Here is a 26,634-nt window from a genome sequence, read left to right on the forward strand (position 1 = left end):
GCTCAATTTAACGGGCAAGATGAAGTATCAAATGCAGTTTTTTTATTGATGAATTTGGGCGGGATTTTCATGGCCAGTGACGGAAAAAAAGAGAACATCAACAAGCAACAAGCTGAGACTAATGAGCAAGCTAAGTCTCAGAAAAGTAAAAAGAATAAGGCTAGGCAGTTTAGACCGTCGAAAGATTATGTTCCTAGCGCTGGCACCTTCTCATATGTTCTCCCAAGCTATCACGTTGCCGCTAAGCCTGAAGGTGATGAGCCTCAGTCCGAAATTCATCACACTGTTTATCATCATGATGATAATGAAAATCACTATGTAGCGACTCCTGTCGAAGGGCACCAAGAAGTGCACCCTCAGCCAGTCCCTTTCGTAGGTGGCAACGACAAACCCAAAGGCTATTTCCAGAACACAGGAAACCACCATTTTCATCATGCCAACTATGGCAAGCCTGTTACTCCATTGACCGGCACTACCGACCATACCCATGGCGTAAATACCTTCAAGCCAACCCCAGTTATCACACCAACGACTAACACCACTGGTGGGACATCTCACGTCGCTTACCCAATCGGTGGCACGCCACAAACTGGCACGGTTGTGGAAGATATGGTGGCTTCAGCCAACGGTACTGTAGATATTCATAACCGCGAAAAGGGTATCGACCTTGAATTTACCGCCGATCATCTAAAGGGGCAATACGGTGAATTTACCCTAGATAAAGATAGCGGCGAGTGGACCTACACCCTAGATAGCAAGGGTCACCAAGACTTAGCTCAAGGTGAAACCCACACCGAGGTTATGCAGGTGACTGCGACCAATACCTTTGGTCTTTCAAAAACACTGGAAGTCACGGTTACAGTAAAAGGTACCAATGATATTCCGGTGATCACCAGTCAAGCGCAAACAGGGGCAACCAAAGAAGATGACGTATTATCGGCAAGTGGCCAGGTAACCGCATCTGATGTAGACCATGGCGCAGTATTGACCTACACCCCAGACAACATTCAAGGCCAATATGGCCAATTCACGTTAGATTCAGCCAGTGGTAAGTGGGTTTATACCCTAGATAATCAAGGTAACCAGGCGCTTGCCGAGGGCGAACATCATACCGAAACCATGTTGGTCACAGTGACCGATGAGCACGGTGCCAAGACTACGCAACAGGTAACCGTTGAGGTTGCTGGTACTAATGATAAGCCTGTTATCACCAGTCAGGCCCAAACTGGCACAGTCAAAGAAGATGATGTGCTTGCAGTAAATGGCCAAGTGACGGCGTCGGATGTGGATCATGGCGCACAGCTCACTTATACCCCAGACAATCTTCAAGGGCAGTATGGCTCTTTCTCATTGAGCCCAAGTTCAGGTCGTTGGACCTATAAGCTCGACAACAACGCCCATCAGGATTTGGCATTAGGTGAGTCTCATACCGAAACCATGTTGGTGACCGTTACGGATGATAAAGGCGCTACAACTACTCAACAGGTGGTTGTTACAGTTGAAGGTACCAATGACAAACCTGTACTAACTAGTCAGCCTCAAAGCGGTGCGGTTAAAGAAGATGATGTGCTGTTCGTTCGCGGTCAGGTTACAGCTACCGATGTGGACCACGGCGCGGTACTGACTTACACGCCCGACAGTCTTCAAGGAAAGTATGGCGCGTTTACCCTTAATTCCGGAGCAGGAGCTTGGACCTACACTTTAGATAACAATGCCCATCAAGATCTGGCGCTGGGAGAGCACCATACCGAGGTCATGTTAGTTACCGTAACCGATGAGCACGGTGCGAAAGTTACACAACAGGTTAAGGTTGAAGTTACCGGCACCAATGATAGACCGGTTATCAGCAGCGGTATCCAAAGTGAAACGGTCAAAGAAGACGATGTGCTATTCGTTCGCGGCCAAGTGACGGCAACGGACGTAGACCACGGTGCGGTGCTGACCTACACCCCAGATACAGTTAAAGGCCAATACGGTACGTTTACGCTTAATAAGTCTTCAGGAGCTTGGACCTATAAATTAGATAACAACGTGCATCAAGCCTTGGCATTGGGCGAACATCATACAGAGACCATGCTGGTCACGGTAACCGATGAGCATGGAGCGAAAACAACGCAACAGGTAAGCGTTGAGGTTCAAGGCACCAATGACAAACCGGTTATTACTAGCCAGCCTCAGACTGGAACGGTCAAAGAAGATGATGTGCTATTCGTTCGTGGTCAGGTAACGGCAACGGATGTGGATCATGGTGCGGTACTCACCTATTCCCCTGATAACCTTCAAGGACACTACGGTTCGTTTACTCTTAATCCTAGCTCAGGTACTTGGACCTATACCCTCGCCAATAATGCACATCAGGAACTTGCTCTTGGTGAACATCATACAGAAACACTATTGGTGACGGTAACCGACGAGAACGGTGCAACAACTACTCAACAGGTGACTGTAGAGGTGCAAGGTACCAATGATAAGCCAGCAATAAGCAGCGGTGTACAGAGCGAGACAGTAAAAGAAGACGCGACCTTGTTTGTGCGTGGGCAGGTTACTGCCACCGATGTAGACCATGGTGCAGTGTTAACCTACACACCAGATAGCCTTAAAGGTCAATACGGTACCTTTACTCTGAACAAAGCCTCGGGTGCTTGGACCTACAAGCTAGACAATACTTCCCATCAGGCGCTAGCTGAGGGTGAGCATCATACTGAAACTCTGTTAGTTACTGTGACAGATGAGCACGGTGCCAAGACTACGCAACAGGTGACCGTCGAGGTTGAAGGTACCAACGATAAACCTGTGATTACTAGCTCGGCACAAGCAGAAACGGTTAAAGAAGATGATGTTCTGACAGCCAGCGGGCAAGTGACAGCTTCAGATGTAGATCATGGTGCGGTGCTAACCTACTCGGCTCCACAAGGTGAATTAACAGGTGCTTACGGTAGCTTTACCCTGAACCCAAGTTCAGGTGCATGGCATTACAAACTAGACAACTCAGCTCATCAAGCGCTAGCGCTTGGTGAAACCCATACCGAAACCTTGCACGTTACTGTGACCGACGATAAAGGTGCCACGACTACCCAAGACGTAGTGGTAACGGTAGAAGGTACTAACGACAAGCCTGTTGTCACTAGCTCAGCTCAATCTAGGGCGGTGAATGAAGATGGAACCATGTTTGCCAAAGGGCAGGTGACTGCCAGTGATGTAGACCATGGTGCAGTTCTGACTTATTCGCCTGATAGCTTACAAGGAACCTACGGTTCTTTCACACTAAACCCAAGCTCAGGTACCTGGACCTACACTCTAGACAGTCAGCACCATCAAGACTTAGCGGTTGGCGAAAAGCACACTGAAACCATGCTAGTGACGGTGAAAGATGAGCATGGGGCTAGCACCACTCAGCAAGTCACAGTCGAAGTTACTGGTACCAATGATAGACCTGTGATCACAAGCCAGGCTCAAACCAGCTCTGTAAAAGAAGATGATGTGCTGTTTGCTCGTGGTCAGGTAACGGCGACCGATGTAGACCATGGTGCGGTGCTTACCTATACCCCTGATAATCTCCAAGGCCAGTATGGTGCATTCACCTTGAATGCAAGTTCGGGCACTTGGACCTATACCCTTGATAACACTGCTCATCAAGCGCTGGCAGAAGGTGAGCATCATACTGAAACTATGTTGGTGACTGTTACCGACGAGAATGGTGCCAAGGTAACTCAGCAGGTGACCATTGATGTTGAAGGTACCAATGATAGACCTAAGATTACCAGTCACGCTCAGAAGGGCACAGTAACCGAAGATAAGGTTATGAGTGCTAATGGTCAGGTAACGGCAAGTGACGTTGACCATGGTGCGGTACTGACATATTCGCCTGACAATCTTCAAGGAAAATACGGCTCCTTTACACTGGATAAAAGCAGTGGAGTTTGGCACTACACACTAGACCAAAAGGCTTCTCAAGTCCTAGGGCAGGGTGAGCATTACCAAGAACAGATGCTGGTAACAGTGACCGACGAGCATGGTGCTAAGGTGACTCAGCAAGTTACAGTTGATGTAGAAGGCACCAATGATGCCCCTGTTATTACCAGCTCTCCACAAACTGAAAAAGTAAAAGAAGACGATGTGTTGTTTGTGCGAGGCCAGGTTACTGCAACAGATGCGGATCAACACGACACCCTAAAGTATTCAGCGACCAATAATCTAAAAGGGCAATTTGGTAGTTTTACCCTGAACCCAAGTTCAGGTGCATGGACTTACACGCTAGATAATGCCGCACATCAAGCCCTTGCTAAGGGTGAAACCCACACAGAAACACTGCATGTGTTGGTGACGGATAGCAACGGAGCAACCACTACTCAAGATGTGGTTGTTACGGTTGAAGGCACCAACGACAGACCTGTTATTTCCCTTGTTGGTCAAGATAGTGACGCGGGTTCAGTTACTGAGCACGGTTCTACGCCTGCAGGGCAGGTAATTGCAGGTACTGATACGGCTACCGGGCATTTGACTGGTACTGACATTGATACTGGTGACTCAACAACCTGGAGTATAGTGAATCCATTAACAGGCCATGCTGCGGGTGATGGTGTTTACGGACAGCTAAGTGTTGGCGCGAATGGCCAGTGGACCTATACATTGGACAATAGCCGACCGGTTACTGAAGCCTTGACTCAAGGGCAGCAAGTGACTGAAACCTTCACGGTGCGTTTGACCGATAAAGCGGGCCTTACTACTGAACATCAGGTTACGGTTCAGGTAACTGGTAGTAATGACCAGGCTAAAATAACCGGCCAAGATACTGCGACACTTAAAGAAGATGATGCGTTGAATGCTCAACATCAGCTTCATGCAAATGGTGTATTGTCGGTAACCGATGTAGACAGTGGTGAAGACCACTTCCAAGCGGGTACGATCCAAGGTTCATATGGTTCGCTTACGCTCGATGCCAGTGGTAATTGGCGCTATGAAGCCGATAATTCCCAGACTGCTATTCAAGAATTAAAAGCGAAGGATTCACTAACCGACACAATCACAGTTCATAGTGCCGATGGAACAGAGCATCAGGTAGTGATTACCATAAATGGCACTAATGACCTACCTGTCATTGCCAATACAGGTGATACGGGTGGTGTAGTCGAGGCGGGTTCGCATCCTGATTCGAATCGACATCCGGAAGCCGAAACCGGCACGCCAAGTGTGTCTGGTACCTTGACTGCTACTGAGACTGATAAAGGCGACCCTGCACATTGGGCTGTGACTAATGGACAAGGCACGTATGGCTCTTTGACCATAGACCCTAAAACTGGGCACTGGACCTACACTCTAGACAACTCTCGAAATTCTGCCGCAGACAGGCTCCATGAAGGAGAGGTTGCCAAAGAAGTGTTTGAAGTTACCGATACTGACTCTTCCGGTACTCCGGTCAAACACAATGTAGAAATCACAGTAACCGGTTCAAACGATGTGCCTGTGATTAAAGGTACGCACACTGGAGCGGTGACTGAGGCTGGTGGCACGGCAAATGCCAATGCAGGTACTCCAAGCATTGCCGGTGATCTTACTGCTACCGACTATGACAACAACGACGGCACATTGACCTGGTCTGTGGATGGCGCGACTACCGGCACTGAGACCCGCGTTGGTAAGTATGGCACTTTCACCATTGATCAGAATGGTCATTGGAACTACCAGTTAGATAATTCAGACCCGGATACACAGAAGCTTCAAAATGGTCAGAACCCTACCGATGTCTTCACCGTATTGGTTACCGATTCATCAGGCAAGCCTGTAGAACAAGAAGTTACTGTTACCGTCCACGGTACGAATGATGACCCAGTGCTAGCGGCTTATGCTCCAGTGACGTTTCATGAAGATGAACGCAAACCTGGTCAGAATAAACACATTCAAACTGTGGCGTTGCCACACGTAAGTGATGTTGATGATACTGACTTGACCTACAGCATTGATGACCACTTAGACACTCGAAATCACAACCCTCGTTGGATAGATATAGACTCTCACACTGGACAGATTACGGTTCATACGGATGCTCGTATTCTTCAGCATCTCTCTGTGGGAGAGTCCATGACTGAAGATGTTTTAGTAACTGTTCACGATAAACACGGCGGTACTACTCAGCAGACCCTGCACCTTACTATTGAAGGTACAAATGACAGACCACACCTCACTGTACTAAAAGTCGAAGATCGCCCAGGACATTTTGCGACACAGCAAAATATGTATAGTGGGGGTCATAGAGCTCACCAACCCCAGCTAACAGTAAATGAAGACAGCCAGATATCAGGCAAAGTCTTCTTCAGTGATGTCGATGACCATAAAGATCCAAGCCACCCACAAGGTGACACCTATACCTTTGATACGCTTGTAAAAATAACAGACGAACATGGTCAGGAAACCACAGTATCAGCGAAAGACGCTGGCTTAACCTTGAATAATGATGGCCACTTTGTATTTGATGCAAGTGCGCAGGTTTACCAGCATTTGCAAGTGGGCCAGAATGCTAAGGTTGATGTCCTAGTTACGGTAACTGATAACCACGGTGCGCATGATCAACAACATATGCATTTCACGGTGAAAGGGCAAAACGACAATCCAACTGTAAATCAAGTAGCGCCACTTCATGTGGACGAAGATGGAGCGATCAGGTTTACATTGGGTAAGGCTGATGCAACTTGGGGTAATCCACTTCTTCAGATCCAGGATGTAGAGCACGATAAACTCGATGTATTTAACCCAACGGTAGACCCCAAGTACGGTCGATTGGTCGACCATGGTATGGGACGTTTTGAGTTCATTCCAGCGCACAACCAAAACTCAGATACCTTCAACGGTGATGTGCCAATTGAGTTCAAAATTGATGATAACCATGGTGGGGTAGTTACTGAGCGTGGCTACATCCATGTTAACCCAGTGGATGATGCACCAAATGCACGAAATGTGAATTTGCCTCATATAGATGAGGATTCTCAAGCTATTCATATTAGTGAAGCGCAGCTTCTAGCAAATACAGCGGATATCGATAATCCGAATAGTGATTTACATGTCACGTCTCTGCATCTAGATACGCAGGGGGCTGGTCAGCTAACGAAAGATCCAAACGGCGGTTGGTTGTTTACGCCATCGGCGAACTGGAACAGCCACAAATTTGGTCATGATATTCGATTCAGCTTTACTGTTTCTGATGGATATACCGGTGCGAATATTCAAACCGCTGAACATGGTCAAACCCCTAGTGCTCATGCCAATTTGCATGTGAATCCATTGCCTGATCCCGCGTTGATCGTTCCTGACCAATCGAAACATCAAGATTTGAGCGTTACTGACGGCAGTGATTTACATGCTGAAGGCTATCTAACCGTAACCGACCCAGATAAAGATGAGGACCATTTCAGGGCAACAAGTTCAATCCCTGGAACCCATGGCTTTGCCTCAATAGATAGAAATGGTCATTGGCACTATACCTTGAACGATAAAGACCCTGCGGTTCTTGCGCTAGGTGCAGGCGAGCATCTGCTCGATACAGTGACATTCCGATCTGCTGATGGTACGCCTCATACTATCAATATTGATATCACTGGTAAGAATGAGGCTCCTGAGGTTACTCAAGTAGATAGAGTCACCGCCATCGAAGATGGTAATGCTGTCATTGGTAAGCTACATGTCTCCGATAAAGATGCAACGGATGTATTGCATTACAGTATGGATAAACCTATTCCTGGTTTTACCATCGACCCAGATACAGGTATCTATACCTTTGAACCAACGGTATCTGCTTACAACCACCTTCGTGAAGGTGAGGTACAAATAGTCAATGCTGTTATCACGGTAACGGACCCTAGTGGCGCTTCAATAAAAGATACGGTGCAGATCAAGGTAACAGGTACTAATGATGCGCCTGTTGCAACAGGTTTACCGCTACCTAACTTGTATCTCGATGATAAGCAAGGGGCTCCCGTTGCTAACCCAGTGGCCCACTTTAAAGACCAAATGTTTTTAGATAGGGCAACCGATCCTGATACTGGAGATAAGTTATCTATTGGTAGATTGTCAGCGACTGGGGCTGGGCACCAATTAACAGATGTTCACTTACACGATCCAAGTGTAGGTACCTTAAAGCAAGATGGTCAGGGGGGGTACCAATTTATCCCGGCATCCAGTTTTACGGGGCGGGTAGAGATAGACTATACGGTGACTGACGGTATAGCCTCCACACCAATGCACACCTCTTTTGATGTTATACGTCATGCACCTCAGTTACCGCCGCAAAAACCATCCGGTGGTGGTAATAATCATCAGGGGGGCACAACGACGACAACCCCGCCAGATGTAGATAAGTTCGAGCAAGATATCTACAACACTCAGATTGCAGAGGGCGGGGATAAGGTTACTGGTACTATCCATCAAGTACATGTGTCAGGTACCCATCACAACCATGATGATGTGTATGGTGCAAACCACTTGTTACCTAATCCTCATGGTGATGGTACTCCAGCGTATGGTTATTTGAAACTACAGCCCAATGGCGGTTGGGAGTATCACCTTAATCAACACAACAGCCCAACGGATCCAATCAACCAGTTGGGGGTAGGCCAAACTGCAACTGAAACCTTCATAGTTAGAGGACCAAACGCTGCGCCTACAAAACTTGTTGTTACTATCACAGGTACTAACGACGCCCCTGAAATCACGCATGTAGAGCAGCATATAGAGAATGCTCAAAATCAGCAGATCTCCGGCACTGATATTGCAGAAGTTGATACCACGCACGTGGTTGGCCAAGTAACTGCTAGAGATATCGACCACGGAGATACACTGTCATTTGGAGCTGGTGCGCCTACTGATAGTCAGGGCAACCCTCTTCCTAAAGAGTTCTTGGACGGCAATGGTCACCTTGCGGGCCTTACGGTGGATGGCAATGGTGGATACACCTTTATCCCTGATAGTGCCCACTTTGGTAATATTCCACCAGGACAAACCCAAGTCTTTAAGGTACCAATCGAGGTTACCGATGGACACGGTGGCAAGGACACTCAAGAAATTACTCTAACTGTTGTAGGTCATAACAGACCACCAGAAGTAACAGATACCGACATACACCTAGCCGCTCAAAAAGAGGACTTTGGTACGCACAGAGTATCGACACAAGAACTGCTTAAACTTGCTGGAGCAACAGATCCTGACGGCGATACCTTGCATGTGACACATGTGAAAATCACTGGCGCAGGCGGTGCACCTGTTTCGGTTCAAGATAATGGACAGGGTGAATTCATCTTTACCTCGAAACAGGACCAACACGGCGATCTTCACTTCACGTTTGAGGTTACCGATGGTATGCCTCACTCCCAAGTGAGAACAGTCAGCGCAACACTTCCTGTAACTGCGGTAAACGACAAACCAGTTGCCTCTGATTTCAGATTAGGATCTGTGACTGAGTCTACTACTTCAACGCCTAAACCAACACGTGTATTCACTGAACAAGAGTTCTTGAATCATGTGAAGGATCCAGACATTGCAACAGATCACGACGTACTTCATCTGACGGGCACCCCAACACTAGTATCAGGTGATCAGAGTAAAGGGAGATTTGAGGTATCTGGCAATGGCTATCGCTTTGTGCCTAGCAACCCTAACTTCCACGGCACTGTGCATGTTACCTATGAAGTGACAGATTCATCTGGTGCAACAGCCACAGCTCAAGCAGCGATTATAGTAACTCCTACCAACGACCCAGCAGTTATCACTAACCCGCATCCAGATTTTGTTGAAGAAGATGGTAAGGCAACTGCTCACGGTCAGTTGGGAATTACCGATGTAGATGGGCACAACGAAGAGAACTTCCATGCGAACAGCCACATTGGTGGTAAGTTTGGTTATCTTCAATTGGACAGAGACGGCAACTGGAACTACGTTCTCACTCGCGGTGACAAACCTGGAGTGCAGCAACTTAGTGAAGGTGGTAAGTTTGTTGAACACTTCCAGATAACATCGCAAGATGGAACGCACTACGACCTAACCGTCGATATTAAGGGTGACAACGACAATCCTGTACTTCAAGCAATTACAGCTAAAAACGGCACTGAGGGTGGTAACACTGTATCCGGTCAGCTAAGCGCTACAGATATTGATACGGAAGGTACACGCACCGCTGATAACCCAGCAGACACATTGACCTTCAAAACTAGCTATACCCATGCTGGTTTTACCTTAAATACCGATGGTTCTTATACATTGGATATGAAGGATTCAAGTTTTGAGCATCTTGCTCAAGGTGAGAAAGAGACACTGACTATCCCTGTGGTTGTTGAGGATAACCATGGTGGTGCAAGTCATACCAAGAATCTAGTTATTACGGTGACGGGTACAAATGATGTTCCAGTCCTCAATCAGATTGCTGAGATTAATGCCAATGAAGATGATGGCGTAGTTAGTGGACAACTTACGTCTTCTGATGTGGACAGTGATAATCTACAAGGGCAGCTAACAACCTATCATCTGCAAGGTTCTTCGGTAGCTGGCTTCACACTGAATCCTGACGGTAGCTATACCTTCGACCCTCATGCATATAATTCGCTGCAAGATGGTGAAACCAAGGATATTGAAATCCCAATTGTTGCTCGTGACAATCACGGTGACAGTACTCCTCAAAAACTAGTCATTCATCTTACAGGTACAAATGATGCTGCAACTATCTCAGGTACCAGTCATACGACAGTAACTGATGGCCCAAGTATTTCTGCAACGACAACTACCCAGTCTGAGCAGTTACAGGTGGTTGATCCTGATCATGACCAAGATAGTTTTACTGCGAACCAAAATATAGGACCTGACAGCACCCAAGCGGGTACGGGTCTACAGCAATCAGCTTATGGTCACTTATCAATCACTGCGGATGGTCATTGGCAGTATCATGTGGATTCTCCCGATGCGATTAAGGCTATTCCTGATGGCCAGACTGTCACTGAGACTTTCACAGTTGAGTCTGTGGATGGTACGACGCATCAGGTGAGCGTGGATATTGTGGGTACCAATAATGCAGCTGTGATTACTGGTACGGTTACAGGTGATGTGACAGAAGATCAGATTAACGGCATGCAATGGCTACTCTTTAGTGGTCACATGGATGTTGTGGATCCAGATGTAGGTGAGAGCAAGTTCGATCCTGTTTATCCGGCTCAAAACTCTGCTGGCATTGGGTATATGTCAACGCTAGGGGCTCATGTAGTTCTTGGACGAAATGGTGATTGGCATTATCAACTTGATAACAACACCGCTAAAGTTCAATCTCTAGGTGAAGGTGAAACCTTTATTGATAAGGTTACCATTCATACAGTAGATGGAACGACTCAAGAGTTCCAAATCACTGTCCATGGCACGAACGATGCACCAACGGTATCGGGCGCACTAACACTCAGTGGTCATGGAACTGAGGACCTAGACTTAACCATTGCTAAGGCAGATTTGTTAGCCAACGCGAGTGACATAGATATTACCGATGTTCTGCATATTGAGAACCCAAGTGTCCCATCTGCAGCTGGCACAGTCTCGTTGGATAGTAATGGTAATTTGGTGTTCCACCCTGCTACTAATTTCAATGGTGATGTGACTGTAACTTATGAGGTTGTCGACACTCATGGTGCTAAAGCTACCGCAACTGCGACCTTTACCGTTGACCCTGTGAACGATCCAGGTGTGTTCAGTGGCGATATTTCCGGTGATGTTCAAGAGGACGTCGCTGTACAAGGTGATGCAGACCATACGGTGTTCACTACCGGTGTTCTGAGTGTCACTGACCCAGATGTTGGTGAAGGTGGCTTTGCTACTAACCGCAATGTTCATGCGGTCCATGATCCTTATGGTGGCACCCTAAGCCTTGATCAGTCTGGTGCTTGGACTTATTCGGTGCCTAACGCTCATATCCAGAAACTTGGTGCAGGTGAAACTGATACTGTTACCTATCGAGTTCAATCATTGGGTGGGGATACTCAGGATATTACCATTACGATCACTGGTACCAATGATGCACCATCGGTTACCAGTGCTGTGACACTCACTGGTGCAAACGAAGATGCGACCGGTATTCAAATTACCAAAGCTAGTTTGTTGCAAGGCGCTAGCGATGCAGATGCTGATACATTAGATGTTACTGGCTTAACTGTTGACCACGGTAGTGTCACTATTCAGGGTGATCATTGGATTTACACTCCAGAGCCTAATTACAATGGTGATGTTGAATTTAGCTATACAGTTGATGACGGACATGGCGGCTCAGTAGCACAAACTGCAACCATGCAATTGGCGGCTGTGAATGATAAACCAGTGGTAACTGAAGTAAGCCAAGGCACTGTTCGTGAAAACTCAATAAGTGGCAAGACTGCTGCTGAGCTATCAGTTACAGATGTAGATAGGCCAAGCGAAGAAGGCTTCCAGGTAGCAAACGGCTTACATGGCACATATGGGACTTTAGATATCGACGAGCACGGTCACTGGGGTTACACCTTAACTGATAAGCAAAACCCAGCGGTGCAAGCTCTAAACGTTGGTGATACTTTGGTAGATACTGTGACAGTACATACCAAGGATGGGACTGAATATGAGGTGCATGTGACCATCACTGGTGACAACGATGCTCCAACGGTTTCAGGAAATGTTCCTTTGGGGCATATCACTCAAGATTCCCCAGTAACGTTAGTGAAAGCAGCACTGTTAGCCAGTGTTACCGATCCCGATAATACTGATGCTGAAATAACGATCTCTCAGTTAACTGCGCAGCATGCAACTGTGGTTGATAATCATGATGGCACTTGGACTGTTACCCCAGAGAAAGGCTTTACTGGTGACATCCAATTTAGCTATAACGTTGATGATGGTAATGGAGGCCACGCAGCGGCAACGGCATCGCTGCATGTTGATACCTTATTGTCTCAACCTGCGCCACCGCCACCACCTCCAATTTCTGCAGACGAACCAATGCAGGATGTTCCGGTTGAAACAGTGACACTTGAATCACTAGCTTTAAGTCATAATTCTCAGCAGGGTGCGCAGGCATACCTGGACCAGCTAGGTATTGCGGAGCCACAGCATCAAACGGGTGATCAGGCAATGCCTCAGGATTTGGACTTGGTGCTGAACCCTGACAATGCGCCTGTGTTGGATGAGCATGGTATTCCGGTGGATGATACGAGTGTAGTTGCGGCTAATGAGCATCACCACAACCATGAGGATAATGACCCGACGAAGCACTTCCATGACCCGTTGGATCATAGTGATTGGAGTGATCACCATAGTTGATAGCTGTGAGGCTTAAGCTTTAAGTTATCAGAGGTTGTGTGCTCTCAAAGATACCGGATACGTTCGCTGAACGTTCCGGTATGACGACGCTTTTTTAGTGATTAAGTAACTATCTTTCGCTCTATCTACCTCTCGTAATTCAAATTTCCACTCATCATCCCGGAATTTGCATTGCAAATATCCGGGATCTTCTTATCCGCGATTCTTCCCATTCCACCACTGAAAGCTTACAGCTGAACGCTCAAAGCTCACTTTCTCTGCCATACTTACACCCACTCCAAAGCATTCAAAGGGACGGGCAGATGAAATTCACATACATGGCTGTACTTGCTTTAACGGTTTTCGTTGTGGGGTGTACGAAAAAAGCGCCGCCTAAACCTGAACCTGTGGAGGTTCGTTATCAGGTGTATAACTTTGTCTATCAAGGCACGCCGGTGGATGATTCGTCTTATAGCCCACTAGCGCTTACTGTCAGTTATCAAAGCCCGACCATGGGTAAGCGCACCAATCGTACTTATCTCCCTGATTATCTCTATGCTAAAGACGGAGTTATTTCTCATGCGGAGGTGAAGGACCTGAGCTCGGTGGATTATGAGGTTGCCTTTGATATAGAGCGTAATAAGCCGATTCATACAGGACAAACCCAAGTTCGCTTTGTAAATCGTAAAGTGTCACCTTTGATATTCCTTGTGGGTGATACAACTCGAATCGATGCCGAGAATAGCTTTAACTTTTTCGCAGTGGCTAAGCCAGATACAACAAAGGTAGAGGGGAAGAATCGCTTCTATTTCATCAATACCACAGAGGGGGCTATCGATGTAGAGGTGGCTTATGCTGAGGTTGTACAAGGTAATCTGACTCAGTCTGGTATTAAGCCTGAGTCTCTTTCTAAAGCTCTAGAGGTGGATAGGAGTCAAGCAGAGGTGGAGGTTCGAGTCAAAGATAGCGCCGGAGATACGCATACTTGTAACGTGGGTGGGATAAAAGACCCAAGCAAGTCGGTGTGGTTGCTGGCTCTAGTCCACAAGCTAGAGAGCCTGCAAACCGTGACTCGCTGTCAGGGTTACCCACTATAAACTAAGGGCGCTTATTGAGCGCCTTTTGGTTTATCTCTCGCCGAATGCTCGGCTGACATTGGTGTAGATGGGTTTCCATAGATATTGGAAAACGGTTTTTTCACCTGTAGTGATGTCCACCTCGCCAGTCATACCGGGCAGAATCGCAAATCGCTCTGGGTCATCTCGGAAGTACCCTTTGTCTACCTCGATAACAACATCGTAATAGATCTCGCCGCGCTCAGTTTGGCTAGTGGTCGGAGATATCTCGGTGACCGTACCTTTAAGGGCACCAAAACGGCTGTAGTCAAAAGCATCTACTTTCACTCTTGCAGCCTGACCTACAGATACAAAACCAATATCCCTTGGTGACAACTTAGCTTTAAACGCAGCACGACCCTCAACGGGAACTATCTCTGCAACCGTGCCACCCGGCTGGATCACTGAGCCATTGTGGGTCGTTGGCAAGCTTTGGATAAGACCTTTGACCGGAGCAAGAAGTATGGTGCCAGTTACCTTAGCCTGACCAGAGCGAACTCTCGCATTGAGCGCAGATAGGTCAGACACCGCTTTTGACTTCTCTTTTCGTATCTCTAAGATGTTCTCAGCATGCAGTTGGTCAATCTTGGTTTGATTGGATTCAGCTTGCTTCAGAAGAACCGCTTTTTTGCCTTTGGCTTGCTCCAGTTCAGTCTCAATAGAGCCAATCTTTTGCTTCATCTCTAATACTCGAACCTTGGAAATGTTACCTTTGGCTTGACCTTGTTCGAGGATCTTTAACTCTTCTCGAGAGGAGTTTAACTGACGGCGCTCAGCAGGTATCTCTCGGTTTACACCTTTGAGCTCTTCTGCAATACGTTCACTTTCTTTCTCAAGTACGGCTTTTTTACGGGACCACAGAGCCTTGGTTGCAGCCAGTTGCGCCTGTTGCTCAGCAACTACATTAGGATAAGAGACAGCATACTGTGTAAAGTCTGGATCGCGCTCTTCGATAAGTGCAGACATGCGTTCAATACCAAGGATAAGACTGGCCTGCTGGGATTCGAGCTCATCTAGCGCTGTGGTCTGGTAGGTGGAATCAAACTCAACAATAGGGTCGCCAACCTCTACCAATTGTCCGCGCTTCACATATACCTGTTTTAGTTTCCCGCCAAGTTCGGACTGAAGTACCTGTCTTTCTCCTTCAGGGATGACTGAGCCTTTGGCCTTGGCTATCTCATCTACTTGAGTTAGTACCGTCCAAGCGACGAAGAAAACCACGCAGGCACCTATGATATAGGTGCTCAGTGACAGTAATCTTCGGGTAATCTGCGACTCGATTACCTCTGCGTTTTCGTGTTCCATATTAGGCTTCAACCTCCACTGTTTCTGCCTCTGGTATAGGTCCAGCGTAGCTCACATTACCTTGGTCAAGGACCACAATCTGATCTGCTACTTTGATGATATCAGCGTCGTGCGAGGTAAATATAATGGTGCTATCTCCTCGGGTTTTCTCTATCCAGTTAAGGAAAATCTGCTTCTCGCGATTGGATACGACTGGGTTATCCAAAATGACTAAAGGATAGCGATGACAAAATAGTTTCGCTCTAAGCAGTACATTTGCCTCAAAGCTAGACAGTGGATGAGACAAGGATTCCAAATCATTAAGCTGGGTATCTAAGCCTTGCTCTAGAGAGTTAAACCAATGCTCACCTCCCACACCAAACAGCGCTTCAATAATAGTGTGGTCTTCTACGTCACGGTTGTCAGCGATGAATTCACGCACCGTTAGAGGAATAATCTGCGGCTGATCGCCATAGAAGCCTAGCCACTGTCGCAGCAGTTGCGGGTCATACTGGGTTAGGTTGTGACCATTGTATTTGATGACGCCATTTTGCAATTCAGTGAGGCCAGCCAATACCTCAAGCAGTGTGGTTTTACCCGAACCCATAGGGCCTGTAATCGCAATAACCTGTCCTGCCTCTGCAGAAAAGCTCACACCAGAGAGTGCAGGTTTTAATTGGTTCGGAAAGCGTAGCGTAACTTGCTCAAGCTCTACCGAAGGTGCTTCTTCAGAAAGCTTATGGTGCTGATAGGAAAACTCACCCTCAGCCCTTTGCGTCATAGTTTGGTTTATCTGCAGTTTGGCTTGCTTGTACTGACCAATCCTCGAATAACTGTTAGATAGCATCTGGGCAGGACTAGTCACGCGTGATATCAGCATCATGGTTGCAATTAGCCCACCGGCAGAAAGCTCTTGAGCGAAGATAAGCTCGATACCAAGACCAATAATAGCCAGTGTGCTCAAAAGCCCAATGGCATAATAGATCGAGGTGTATTTCGCCTGATGTGTCAGTTGGCTAAAGCTGTTCTTCGAGGTCAAGGTATTCGCTTTAGCGAAGCGATTGCTCCAGCGAGGCAATATTTGGCTTGAACGAAGATAATCCAGCTTGCTGTTTAGCTCATATACCAGTGAATAGCGAGTCGTGCCGGACACAGTAACCTGATTGTTCAACAGTGCTTGCTTCTTGTAGTGGCGCAGAGCTAATACAAAATAAAGCAGCAGTGCAATAATTGGCACTATTACCAACCATCCACCTAAAACTCCGATAGCGACAATAAAGATAACTACAAACGGCAGGTCAAATAGGGCGCCACCTAACGGGCCTTGTACCATGCCCTTTATCGATTCGGCCGTGGTTAAACGGTTTAGAAACGACGAAGCGCTTGCTTGTCTACTGTTCGCCAAAGGCACCGAGATAACCTTACGCAGCAGTACCTGAGTGATTTCACGACTGATACGATTGGCTACCGTAGTGAGAAGTTGGCTACGAAGTACCTTGAGGCATAGCATCATGGAGAACAGCAAGATCGCGCCGATAGCGATACCAATGACTTCACCGCGGGCATCGCCCCCAATAACGTGGTCATAAACCGACATGGTTATAAAAGGAATCGATAGGGCGAACAAGTTAGCCAGCAAGCTAATACCCAACAAGCGAGGCACTATGCCTTTGTAGTCCTTTAAGCGATTCTCAAACCAATCAATTTCATGCTTTTCTTTTGGTCTGTCTAATACCAAGATCACCACATCGGTATATTTTTCGTCAGGTATACCAGCAGGCACAAACTGCTCTTGATCATATTCAAAGTAGTGGTCTAAGCCGTATTTACAGCTAACCGCTTTGTCATCGGTAAGGCGCACCGCTATCTGATGTTCTATCTTGGCCAGTTTCTTAGAAGCTGGATGAACCTCATATGGGATCATCAAGCGATCCAGAAGTTCAAACAGGTCGCCACTTTCAACGACTGGATTGGAAGCCAGCCATTCGTTGGTGAAGTTCTGAATACCGGCATCCACATCCAATACTTTGAGGATGTCTTGAATGCTCTTTATATAACTTGTGTTCACTGTGCATCCTCCGTGATTTCAAAGCTTTGTTTTGACAGTTCCAATAGCAGTGGATGCTCACTGTTTAATACAAAGCTACGTCCTTTTGAGATATAAAACTCAAGTACAGACTTGAGGCGATTTATTGATTCTAGATCGAGATCTCGCTCAGGACGATCAAGGATGACCACAGGGGTAGGTTGGGACAGTTGTCCAATGATAGACACCAGCTTTATGGTACCTCGGCTAAGCTTAGTGCCAAGGTTAAAGCCAACCTTAGTTTGAACACCATCAGCCAGCTCTGAGATGATCTTATTTAGACCAAGGGCATTGGTTAGTAGATTAGCCTCTTCGATGCGCTCATTATTAAACGCGCAAAGGTTATCTAACAGGTTACCAGAGACTATGCTCGGGCGTGTTGACACAAAACCAATATTCTCACGCCACCATTTTGATGACGTCTCTATAGGTTCTTTTCCCCAAGTACTCGTTCCTTTTTCAGAGACTTCTAATCCGGCGGCTAGAGTAACTGCATGGCTTGCAACATCGGTATCTAGATGACAGATATCGACCAGTTCGCCTTGTTTCAGGTTCAGGTCGAAATGGAAGCTACGATCGAAGCGGTTAAAGGTAATATCTGATAGTGCTAAAGATTGAAACTCTTGGTTATCTGGTTTTTTCTGGTCTGCCTCAGTAAGACCATCCATTAGCTCAGTTAGCGAGTGGTTAGCTACCATGAAAGAGCTGTATTTAAGGCGAAGTCCAAGCAGGGCACTCAGCGGTGCAACCGCGCGACCTGCAAGGATAGAACAAGCAGCAAGACCACCTGTGGTTAGTGTGCCGTCTAAAACACTCAAGCTACCAATCAATACCATGGCAACTGAGGTGCCCATGGCTGCAATCTGGATCAGCTCCTGAGCCATAGCGATGTTTCGCTCGGATTCAGAGGTTGCTAGATAGCGTTTTTGATTAAGCTTTTTGAAATAGCGATACAGCTTAGATTCAGACGCTTGGCTCTTAACGTTATTTAAGAAGCCAAATACCAAGATAAGAAAGTTCATTCGTTCTTGTTCGGAGTTCGCTGCAAATAGCGCATGTTCGCTAGATTTTTTAGTGAACAACCATACGAAAGCGAAGGTTATGGCCCAAACCACGACTGGGATGATAACCAGTGCACCACCTACGTAGCTGATCAGCAGCAGGAAGATGATGGCAAAAGGCACATCAATCAAGCCACTGATAAAACCGCCTGAATAGAAGTCTTTGATAAGGGCTACGCCTTTTAGACTCTCTTGCAATGTCCCAGGCTTCAGTCCCTTAATCTGAGCAGGGGTTGCACTACTTAAGCGCTCGATGATGGTCTGATAGGTTTTGTGTTCGGTATTAACCGCAGCAGCGCCTAGCATCCAAGTCCGTACATAACGAAGAAATGCATCCAACAAGATGGCTAAGGTCGCACCAAACACCAACAGAAAAGCCGTGCCATAGCTTTGGTTGGGAAGGATACGATCGTAGATCTGTAGGATGACCAAGGGGATCGCAAGTGACATCAGGTTGATGAGCAGTGATGAAGGCAATACCCTCGCGACCGTCTTGGATTTTGATGTGTGTGCAGTGAGATTTGCAGCCATTTTTCTTATTATCCGCCTAATAGGAAAAAACGATTTACATCATTTGGTTAAAAAGTGATTAATTTTAAACGCTTACCGCATTGCATATTCGGTTGGTTTATAAGTTTACGTATCTGCAATCACGAATTAGTATTCAGCTCATAGTCGTGAAAGCAAAATTTTGTTAAACGAGTCAGCCACTTAACAGCAGGAATTACCGTATGCCTTCAAGTATTGGCAGTGTTGCTTTATTAGTCAAAGATTATGAGCAAGCACTTAATTTTTATATAGAAAAACTGGATTTTGTGGTGGTAGAAGACCTTGAGTCCGAAATGGGACGTTGGCTTCTAATTGCACCTAATAAATCTGCTCGAACTCGCGTTCAATTGCTGAAAGCTTCAGAGCAAGATGAAGCGGTTGTAGGCAGACAAGCGGGCAGTTCGGTCTTGATGATCTTTGAGACAGAAGACTTTTGGAGTGACTATGAGAAGTTCAAACAACGAAATGTCGTGTTCTTGGAGGAGCCACGCGTTGAGCCCTATGGCACTGTAGTTATCTTTGAAGATTTATATGGCAACAAGTTTGATTTGATTCAGCCAACTAAGCCTTAAATCTAATGGTGTCGCTGCATTGCATTCAACCCGGCGACATGGGAAAGTAACCTTTTTGCACCACAGAACAACGAACATGAAGCCAGAATTCTACTCATCTTATACCGCACTTTCAGAGACCCTTTGGAACAAGCTTTACGCTGATATCACCGAGTTCCGTCAACTGTTTAATCTGCCGATCGAGACAGGCATTGAAAACGAAGCTCTATGCCACCTTCACTCAAACCTAATGATTGAAGAGCTAGCTGAGCTTGCGCGTGCTGATTCAAAAGAAGACCAAGCGGATGCAATTACCGATATTGTTTATGTTGCCGTAGGTCGCGCAGTACACGCGGGCCATAAGGAGCTAGCAGAAACAACTATCGCGCGTCAGGTAGATGTGCTTCTGAATGTTGCGAATACCCTAGAAATCCCATTTGAGCAATGTTGGGATGCAGTACACCAAAGCAATATGAGTAAGGCGGCGCTAGATGAAACACAGGCGAAAGAGACGGTTGATGTCTATGCGGCTAAAGGCATTAGTGCTGACTACAAGCTTAAGAACGATAAGTACATTGTGTTCTGCGATCAGGACTCTAAGAGTAATGAAGGGATTGTGATCAAGCAGGGTAAGATACTTAAGAATAAGTATTATCAGGCGGTGGATTTGAGTTTTGTGGGGGAGTGATAGCTGTCAGCTTTAAGCTATCAGCCTTCAGATTATGTGAAATAACTACTCTATTTCGGACTGTCTAAATAGGTGCGGAATACAGATCCCGGATAGTTGCGATGCAACTTCCGGGACGACGTTTCTTAATAAATGCTCAAGCAAATAGAAGCGTCGTCATACCGGAAGCTTTGCTAAAAGCTATCCGGTATCTTCTTAAACTCCGCAGATAAAAATGTGCCGGTTTAAGAGCGCACGGGCATGACGACTGCGTTGAATTAAAAGAGGGTATACGAACTAAAACTCACTAGTCCCAACCTTTAGCTCCTCCAATCGAGTCTTCAAACTAACTTCCATCTCATCCAACCAAGCATAGCGCTTCGTATATAAACGGCGCTTATTACGCTTTGCCAGTGTCGACGGGTCTTTACGCTCAGGTAGGGTAGGGATCTCAAAGCGATACTTATCAATCGCAGTCGCGCCATACTCATCCCAAAGCTCATCGTAGTTGAAAGTTACAGCCTTGTTCTTCGAACCTTTATAACGAAGCGCCTGATAGATGTGCCCCTTATTCGAAACACCAACCGCTTTGTCATAGCCAAGCGCTCTTGCAAAGAATAGGGCTAACTCAACCATTAATGCTTTTGGACGCAGGCCGTGGAATGAGCGGGTCAGGGTTTTGATTACCTGATTACGGTCTTCAACCTTATCACTTGGGCCTTTCAGTGCACCAATATGGATGGTTTTCTCAGGCGTAGTGGTTAGATTAAAGGTAATCGAATAGATGGTCTGCCCAAGGCTGTTGATCAGGCGAATACCCAGCGATCCCTCACGCATCTCACCGTCAAACAGGATGATCTTGTAGTCATTTTCTTGAGAATCAGTCAGTTCGAATAGGGTTAATCCATTCTCAAAAGCAGATTCAAGGTTATGGCCAAAGGTCTGGTTAAGAAAGGTAAAGTGCTGCTCGATATGACGCATGCGCTCTGCTGGTGGAATATCCACATACAGGTATGGCTTGAGTGCTTTTTCTAAAAGACGAGGCTTTTGTTCAACAGCATGTCGAAACAGTGAGTTGCCGGTCAGAGTAGCGATACGAGAGAACGTTGCGCGATACACCTTGCTGAGTACGAAGAAGCGCGACTTTAGCCAGATGCCTTTAACATTGTTTTGCGATGGATAGGAAAGCTTAGCTAGTTCTTGTGTAGAAACTGCGCTGTTCAGTTCGCTAGAATACATATGGTTTCACCCTTGCCTTGAAGAGAATCAAGCCACCCAGAGTCGGTAAACCATAGTCAAAATAGGCGCTAAATAAAGGCGTGACCTTTATCTAGCACATATTATTTTATCGATTACTTTTCGCAGAGTGCCTTAACTCGAATCTTGTTCGTCCAATGCAGAAAACCGTGGTCGGTTACATATTCCACATTGACCATAGAGGCACCTGTTGGACATTGTTCAAGGACATGTGCGTAGGCTTGATCAACATAATCAGTATCAAAGGCAAAGCCCATAACCACAGTCTGCTCTGTCTCTACTTCCACGGTTTGTGGGTTCGTGACTTGCACACTTGGGTTTTGGCTTACTTGCGACATGTGTACGCTACTGCTACAAGCAGCAAGTAATAGGGGTAAGAAAACGACTAGCTTCTTCATAATTACGCCTTATTGCAGTAACCGGTAGCGATGATTTCACGCTTGAAGAAAAGTACGTAGCCGGTGGTCTGGTGCTTGGTTAGCACACCCTCAATCTTACCTGTTGGACATTGTTGCTGTAAGTTTGCGACTGCTTCGTCAACGATGTCGTTGTTGAAGTTGATACCGATAAAGTTCCAGTCAGATGCAGAAGCCGTTACTTTGGCATCACGTTCGGCTGGTACTGAGGTTAGAGAAACTGTGTTCAAACCTACGCAACCAGACAGTGATACTGCGGTAATTGCCAAAATTAGTGCTTTTTTAAACATGTTTTGAATTCCTAGTTGATGCAGAAGCCGTCAACACGAACGACTTCACCACTGACAGTGCCCACATTGGTTGATTCACGCACTGAAGTCAGGCCAGTAAGCTTGTGACTTGGGCATTGAGCGTTTACTTGTTGCATGATTTGGTCAGCGTAAGCGTCGTTGTAAACAGGGTTACCCGTAGATGGACCCATGTTCATTAGTGCCAAGATAGTTGCCACGGCCTGTAGGTTTTCCGAGTCTTTCTCGCTTCTTGCAAGATCAGACGCGATTTGAGCTGTTTCAGCTGCATCAAACCCAAGTTCATTGACTCGAATACTAATTGGCGTCAACGCTCCCTGACTCTGGTCGATATCGCTAATTTGTACATGGTGCAGTTGCGAGCAAGCTGTCAGAGACAGAAGCGCACCACCAACAAGTACAGTTTTCAGCAGTTTCATTGATCGTTTCCTAATCAGAGTGAAAGACGCGGCATGGTAAACCAGTGGCATTACCAAAGGAACGCAAAGTGTGCGGGAAAAAGTAACAAAGCATTGCATATGTGAATAGATGGTATTTGCGGGTAGTAATTATCCGTTATTGGAATATTGGATAATTTTTAGCTTTCACCTGTGAGCTTTAAGCTGTCAGATTGTTGGGTAAGTACGGTTGAAGATCCCCGCTGAAAGCCTGCGGGGATGACATTTACAGATAAGTTATTTGTCGAATGGACCGTCATCCCGGCCTTGAGCCGGGACCTGTATTTGGCACTTAACCTTGTCTCAAGCACCCAATTACAAATATCCAATTAACCTGATTAAGCACCAAGAAAGCGTAAAATATTGATTTCCTGAATATATCCAGCCAAAAAAATACCCACTCGTAAGAGTGGGTATCATTAGTCAAATCTAACCATTACTCACAAGGTGGAGCAAGGTGAATCATCGCCAAACCACCAAGAGAGGTTTCACGATACTTACGGTTCATATCTTTACCTGTTTGGTACATGGTTTCGATAACGTTATCCAGCGAGATCAGGCATTTGCTTGAACGCTTAAGCGCCATGCGAGATGCGTTGATCGCTTTCATTGCACCCATAGCGTTACGCTCGATACACGGAACCTGAACCAAACCACCGATTGGGTCACAGGTCATGCCCAGCGAGTGCTCCATTGCGATCTCAGCTGCGATGCAGATCTGCTCGTTACTACCACCGCGAAGTGCAGTAAGACCAGCCGCAGCCATTGAAGAAGATACGCCTACTTCACCCTGACAGCCAACCTCAGCACCAGAGATAGATGCGTTGGTCTTATATAGGATACCGATAGCACCAGATACCGCGATAAAGTCTTTAAGCTGTTTAAGGTCTAGCTCTTTGATGAATCTGTGGTAGTACATCAGAACTGCAGGAATAACGCCCGCCGCACCGTTAGTTGGTGAGGTAACAACCTGACCGCCAGCTGCGTTCTCTTCACTTACTGCGAATGCAAATAGGTTAATCCAATCCATGATTTCCATAGGATCGTTTTCAACCGCAGCGTTTGCTTCTAGCTTTTTAAGAAGGTTAGGTGCACGACGGGTTACGTTCAGGCCACCATCTAGGATACCCTCAGTTTCAAAACCGCGCTCCATACAAAGGCTCATCACCTTCCAGATTTGCTCAGCTTTCGCATCAATATCTTCTTGAGATTTAAACGCAAGCTCGTTGCGAAGCACCATACCACCCAGGCTCAGACCATTGTCTTCCGCCTTGTTTAGCATCTCTTCAGCACTGCCGAATGGGAACTCTACTTCAACATCAGAGGTCGACTTACCGTGTTGCAGTTCGTATTCAGTTGCGATGAAACCACCACCAATAGAGTAGTAGGTTTCAAAACCGATACGCTCACCTGAAGCATCAAATGCAGAGATAGTCATACCGTTCTCGTGCAGAGGTAGGTTCTCTGTGTGGAACAGGATATCGTTGTCATAGTTGAAGTCGATCAGGTGATCGCCAGCTATGTTCAGCTTGCCTTCATCGATCGCTTTTCGCATTTCAGCATTAGCGCTCGAGATCTTGATGGTGTCCGGACGGTTACCCAGAAGACCCAAGATTGAGGCACGGTCAGTATGGTGACCAATACCAGTTAGCGATAATGAGCCGTACAAATCCACTTGAATACGCGCCACCTTGGCGATATCAGCGGTGATGAGTTGGGTAAAATGGTGGCCAGCAAGCATTGGACCATTGGTATGGGAGCTTGAAGGACCGACACCTATTTTATAGATATCAAAAATTGAGTACATGTTTTTACCTATTACGACAATGCGGCTAACAGCCAATCAGGGATTACAAAGCAAGCTGCCACGGTGACTACGGCGAATACCAACAGTCCATAATGACTAACTTGAGGCTTTGCAAATAAATGTTTCTGCTTCTGGATGAAATCCATCTGCTCAGGGGTATTACTGCCCCAAAAGGCGCTGGTCAATAGACCCGCAACCAAAAATACAAATGTGCCGAGCGGAGCATACCAAGGCCAAGCGATGTCTGCTTGATGTGCTACAAAAACTGCGACCATGCTCAGAATGCTACCAACGATAACGCCCTTCTCATTTGCCTTCTTAAAGAACAGACCAAGAAGGAAAGAACCAAGGCGGATACCCACGAAAATAGAGGTAAGGCTAGCGATAGTTTTCAGTACGGATTCGTTGGATACCGCAAACAAAGCCGGCAAGACTACACTAACCGCGGCCAACAGGCTCATCTTTCTTGCAACTTTTTCATAGTGCAGTTTGCTTTCGTCTTTTTTAACGAATCGCTTGTAAAGATCAAAGGTAGCAACCGTGGCCATAGAGTTATAAGTGGAATCCAATGTGGACATGGCAGCAGCAGCGAGCGCCGACATGATAAGGCCAATCACAATTGGGTTGGTGTGGTTGAATACGAAGTCCAAAATCACTTCATTGGCGTTCGAGAACTCTACATCTTGATAGTAAACCTTGAGCAGTACCCCGATAACAGCAAAGAACAGGTAGATAAAGAAGGCGAAATAGCCGCAAACCAGCATAGACTTTTGCGCTGTTTCTACATTTCGAGTGGCTAGTGTTCTTTGAATAATCAGTTGGTTAGAACCATATACGCTAAGGTGGAGAAAACTCACAGCAAACAAACCCGCCCATAGGGTTGTATCTTGGCTTAGATCAGTTGACAGGTTAATGATTTCTAACTGATCCGCAGGTAGTGTCTTACCCGTGCTTAAATCCATCACCAAGATAGCGAAGATTGCGATAGTACCAGCAATCAATACCGCGCTTTGCAACATATCTGTCCAGATAACCGTAGAGATACCTCCCGCATAGGTATAGATAGCGGTAAATATAGTGATGTAGATGATGGCCTCGGACACTGATATCGGCAGAGCTTGCACCAAAATCAGCGCCACGGCATACAGAATCACACCTGCAGAAATACATTGAACCAGAATAAATACGATGGAATTAATGGTTCGAGCGTAGATACCAAACCTGTGCTCCAGATACTCATAGATAGAGGTAAGTTGCAGCTTATAGAACACAGGTATAAAGAAGATAACAGTGAAAAAGATAACCAGCGGGTAGTTAAGGTGAATGTTCATCGCCTGCATACCGCTAGAGAACACCCAGCCTGGCATTCCCACAAAGGTCATTGCACTTATATAGGTAGCAAGAATTGAAACACCGGCAGTGAACCATCCAAATTGACGTCCACCCGTAGAAAAGTCACCACCAGTATTAAAACGGCGGTTAACTAAGTAACTGATAAATAAGGTAGTTGCGATATAGAGTGCAATGACAACTAAACTTGACTGCGTAACCATTTTTGTTGGGATACCTCAATTTCACGGAGTGTCGCACTACTTATTGCTCATTATTTAGTGCTTTTTATTGTTTTTATCAGCCCAAAATTCCGTGTTCGAGCATGAGAAGGCGTTTTATACCATCTAAAGTGCATGAATTGTAGCCTAATCCGATTCAACCCGCCTATGATTGTGATCAAGATCGCCTATTCCATACAAATGGGTGCGTATTCATTTTAAAATTGATTTCGATCACTGTTTTGCATTCATTGAACGGATTAAA

The 26,634-nt window shown here is 46.3% G+C and carries 13 protein-coding genes; 4 read left to right on the top strand and 9 right to left on the bottom strand.

The window, feature by feature from the left end:
- Positions 1 to 69 precede the first annotated feature (69 nt).
- A complete protein-coding gene (locus tag Pcarn_RS18410) occupies positions 70 to 13,302 on the top strand; it encodes a VCBS domain-containing protein (RefSeq protein ID WP_261835780.1) in 13,233 nt (4,410 codons plus the stop codon).
- 302 nt (positions 13,303 to 13,604) lie between these two features.
- Positions 13,605 to 14,378: a hypothetical protein gene (locus Pcarn_RS18415; protein WP_261835781.1), complete on the top strand. Its 774-nt coding sequence runs from the start codon at positions 13,605 to 13,607 to the stop codon at positions 14,376 to 14,378.
- 30 nt (positions 14,379 to 14,408) lie between these two features.
- On the opposite strand, the gene Pcarn_RS18420 is transcribed toward Pcarn_RS18415, so the two are convergent.
- From Pcarn_RS18420 to Pcarn_RS18430, 3 genes are read right to left on the bottom strand one after another with little or no spacing between them, the layout of a single operon-like run.
- Positions 14,409 to 15,701 carry an HlyD family type I secretion periplasmic adaptor subunit gene (locus Pcarn_RS18420; protein ID WP_261835782.1) on the bottom strand — a complete coding sequence of 431 codons (1,293 nt, stop codon included), beginning with the start codon at positions 15,699 to 15,701 and terminating at the stop codon, positions 14,409 to 14,411.
- Position 15,702: 1 nt separating this feature from the next.
- Positions 15,703 to 17,748 (bottom strand): peptidase domain-containing ABC transporter, encoded by a 2,046-nt coding sequence (locus Pcarn_RS18425; protein ID WP_261835783.1) that lies wholly within the window; start codon positions 17,746 to 17,748, stop codon positions 15,703 to 15,705.
- Positions 17,745 to 19,358, bottom strand: coding sequence for an ABC transporter transmembrane domain-containing protein (locus Pcarn_RS18430; protein ID WP_261835784.1), 1,614 nt, complete (start codon positions 19,356 to 19,358; stop codon positions 17,745 to 17,747). The genes Pcarn_RS18425 and Pcarn_RS18430 overlap by 4 nt, the downstream gene beginning before the upstream one ends.
- Positions 19,359 to 19,558: 200 nt before the next feature.
- On the opposite strand from Pcarn_RS18430, the gene Pcarn_RS18435 reads away from it, so the two are divergent.
- Together Pcarn_RS18435 and Pcarn_RS18440 are read left to right on the top strand one after the other, a co-directional pair.
- A complete protein-coding gene (locus tag Pcarn_RS18435) occupies positions 19,559 to 19,948 on the top strand; it encodes a VOC family protein (protein WP_261835785.1) in 390 nt (129 codons plus the stop codon).
- A gap of 76 nt (positions 19,949 to 20,024) precedes the next feature.
- The gene (locus Pcarn_RS18440) at positions 20,025 to 20,615 is read left to right on the top strand and encodes a nucleoside triphosphate pyrophosphohydrolase family protein (protein ID WP_261835786.1); all 591 of its coding nucleotides are present in this window, start codon (positions 20,025 to 20,027) and stop codon (positions 20,613 to 20,615) included.
- Between the two features lie 276 nt (positions 20,616 to 20,891).
- Here Pcarn_RS18440 and Pcarn_RS18445 read toward each other — a convergent pair whose 3' ends face one another.
- The 6 genes from Pcarn_RS18445 to Pcarn_RS18470 all read right to left on the bottom strand — a co-directional run bounded on the left by Pcarn_RS18445 (position 20,892) and on the right by Pcarn_RS18470 (position 26,372).
- The gene (locus tag Pcarn_RS18445; protein WP_261835787.1) at positions 20,892 to 21,833 is read right to left on the bottom strand and encodes a VirK/YbjX family protein; all 942 of its coding nucleotides are present in this window, start codon (positions 21,831 to 21,833) and stop codon (positions 20,892 to 20,894) included.
- Positions 21,834 to 21,946: 113 nt separating this feature from the next.
- Positions 21,947 to 22,249 (bottom strand): putative periplasmic lipoprotein, encoded by a 303-nt coding sequence (locus Pcarn_RS18450; protein ID WP_261835788.1) that lies wholly within the window; start codon positions 22,247 to 22,249, stop codon positions 21,947 to 21,949.
- A gap of 2 nt (positions 22,250 to 22,251) precedes the next feature.
- On the bottom strand, positions 22,252 to 22,557 hold the full coding sequence (locus Pcarn_RS18455) for a hypothetical protein (RefSeq protein ID WP_261835789.1): 306 nt from the start codon (positions 22,555 to 22,557) through the stop codon (positions 22,252 to 22,254).
- Between the two features lie 11 nt (positions 22,558 to 22,568).
- The gene (locus Pcarn_RS18460) at positions 22,569 to 22,994 is read right to left on the bottom strand and encodes a hypothetical protein (RefSeq protein WP_261835790.1); all 426 of its coding nucleotides are present in this window, start codon (positions 22,992 to 22,994) and stop codon (positions 22,569 to 22,571) included.
- Between the two features lie 454 nt (positions 22,995 to 23,448).
- A complete protein-coding gene (locus Pcarn_RS18465; protein WP_261835791.1) occupies positions 23,449 to 24,819 on the bottom strand; it encodes an L-serine ammonia-lyase in 1,371 nt (456 codons plus the stop codon).
- 11 nt (positions 24,820 to 24,830) lie between these two features.
- Complete coding sequence (locus Pcarn_RS18470; protein WP_261835792.1) at positions 24,831 to 26,372, bottom strand: sodium:solute symporter; 1,542 nt, start codon at positions 26,370 to 26,372, stop codon at positions 24,831 to 24,833.
- Positions 26,373 to 26,634: the final 262 nt, after the last annotated feature.

The organism is Vibrio ishigakensis (assembly GCF_024347675.1).
Lineage (GTDB): Bacteria > Pseudomonadota > Gammaproteobacteria > Enterobacterales > Vibrionaceae > Vibrio > Vibrio ishigakensis.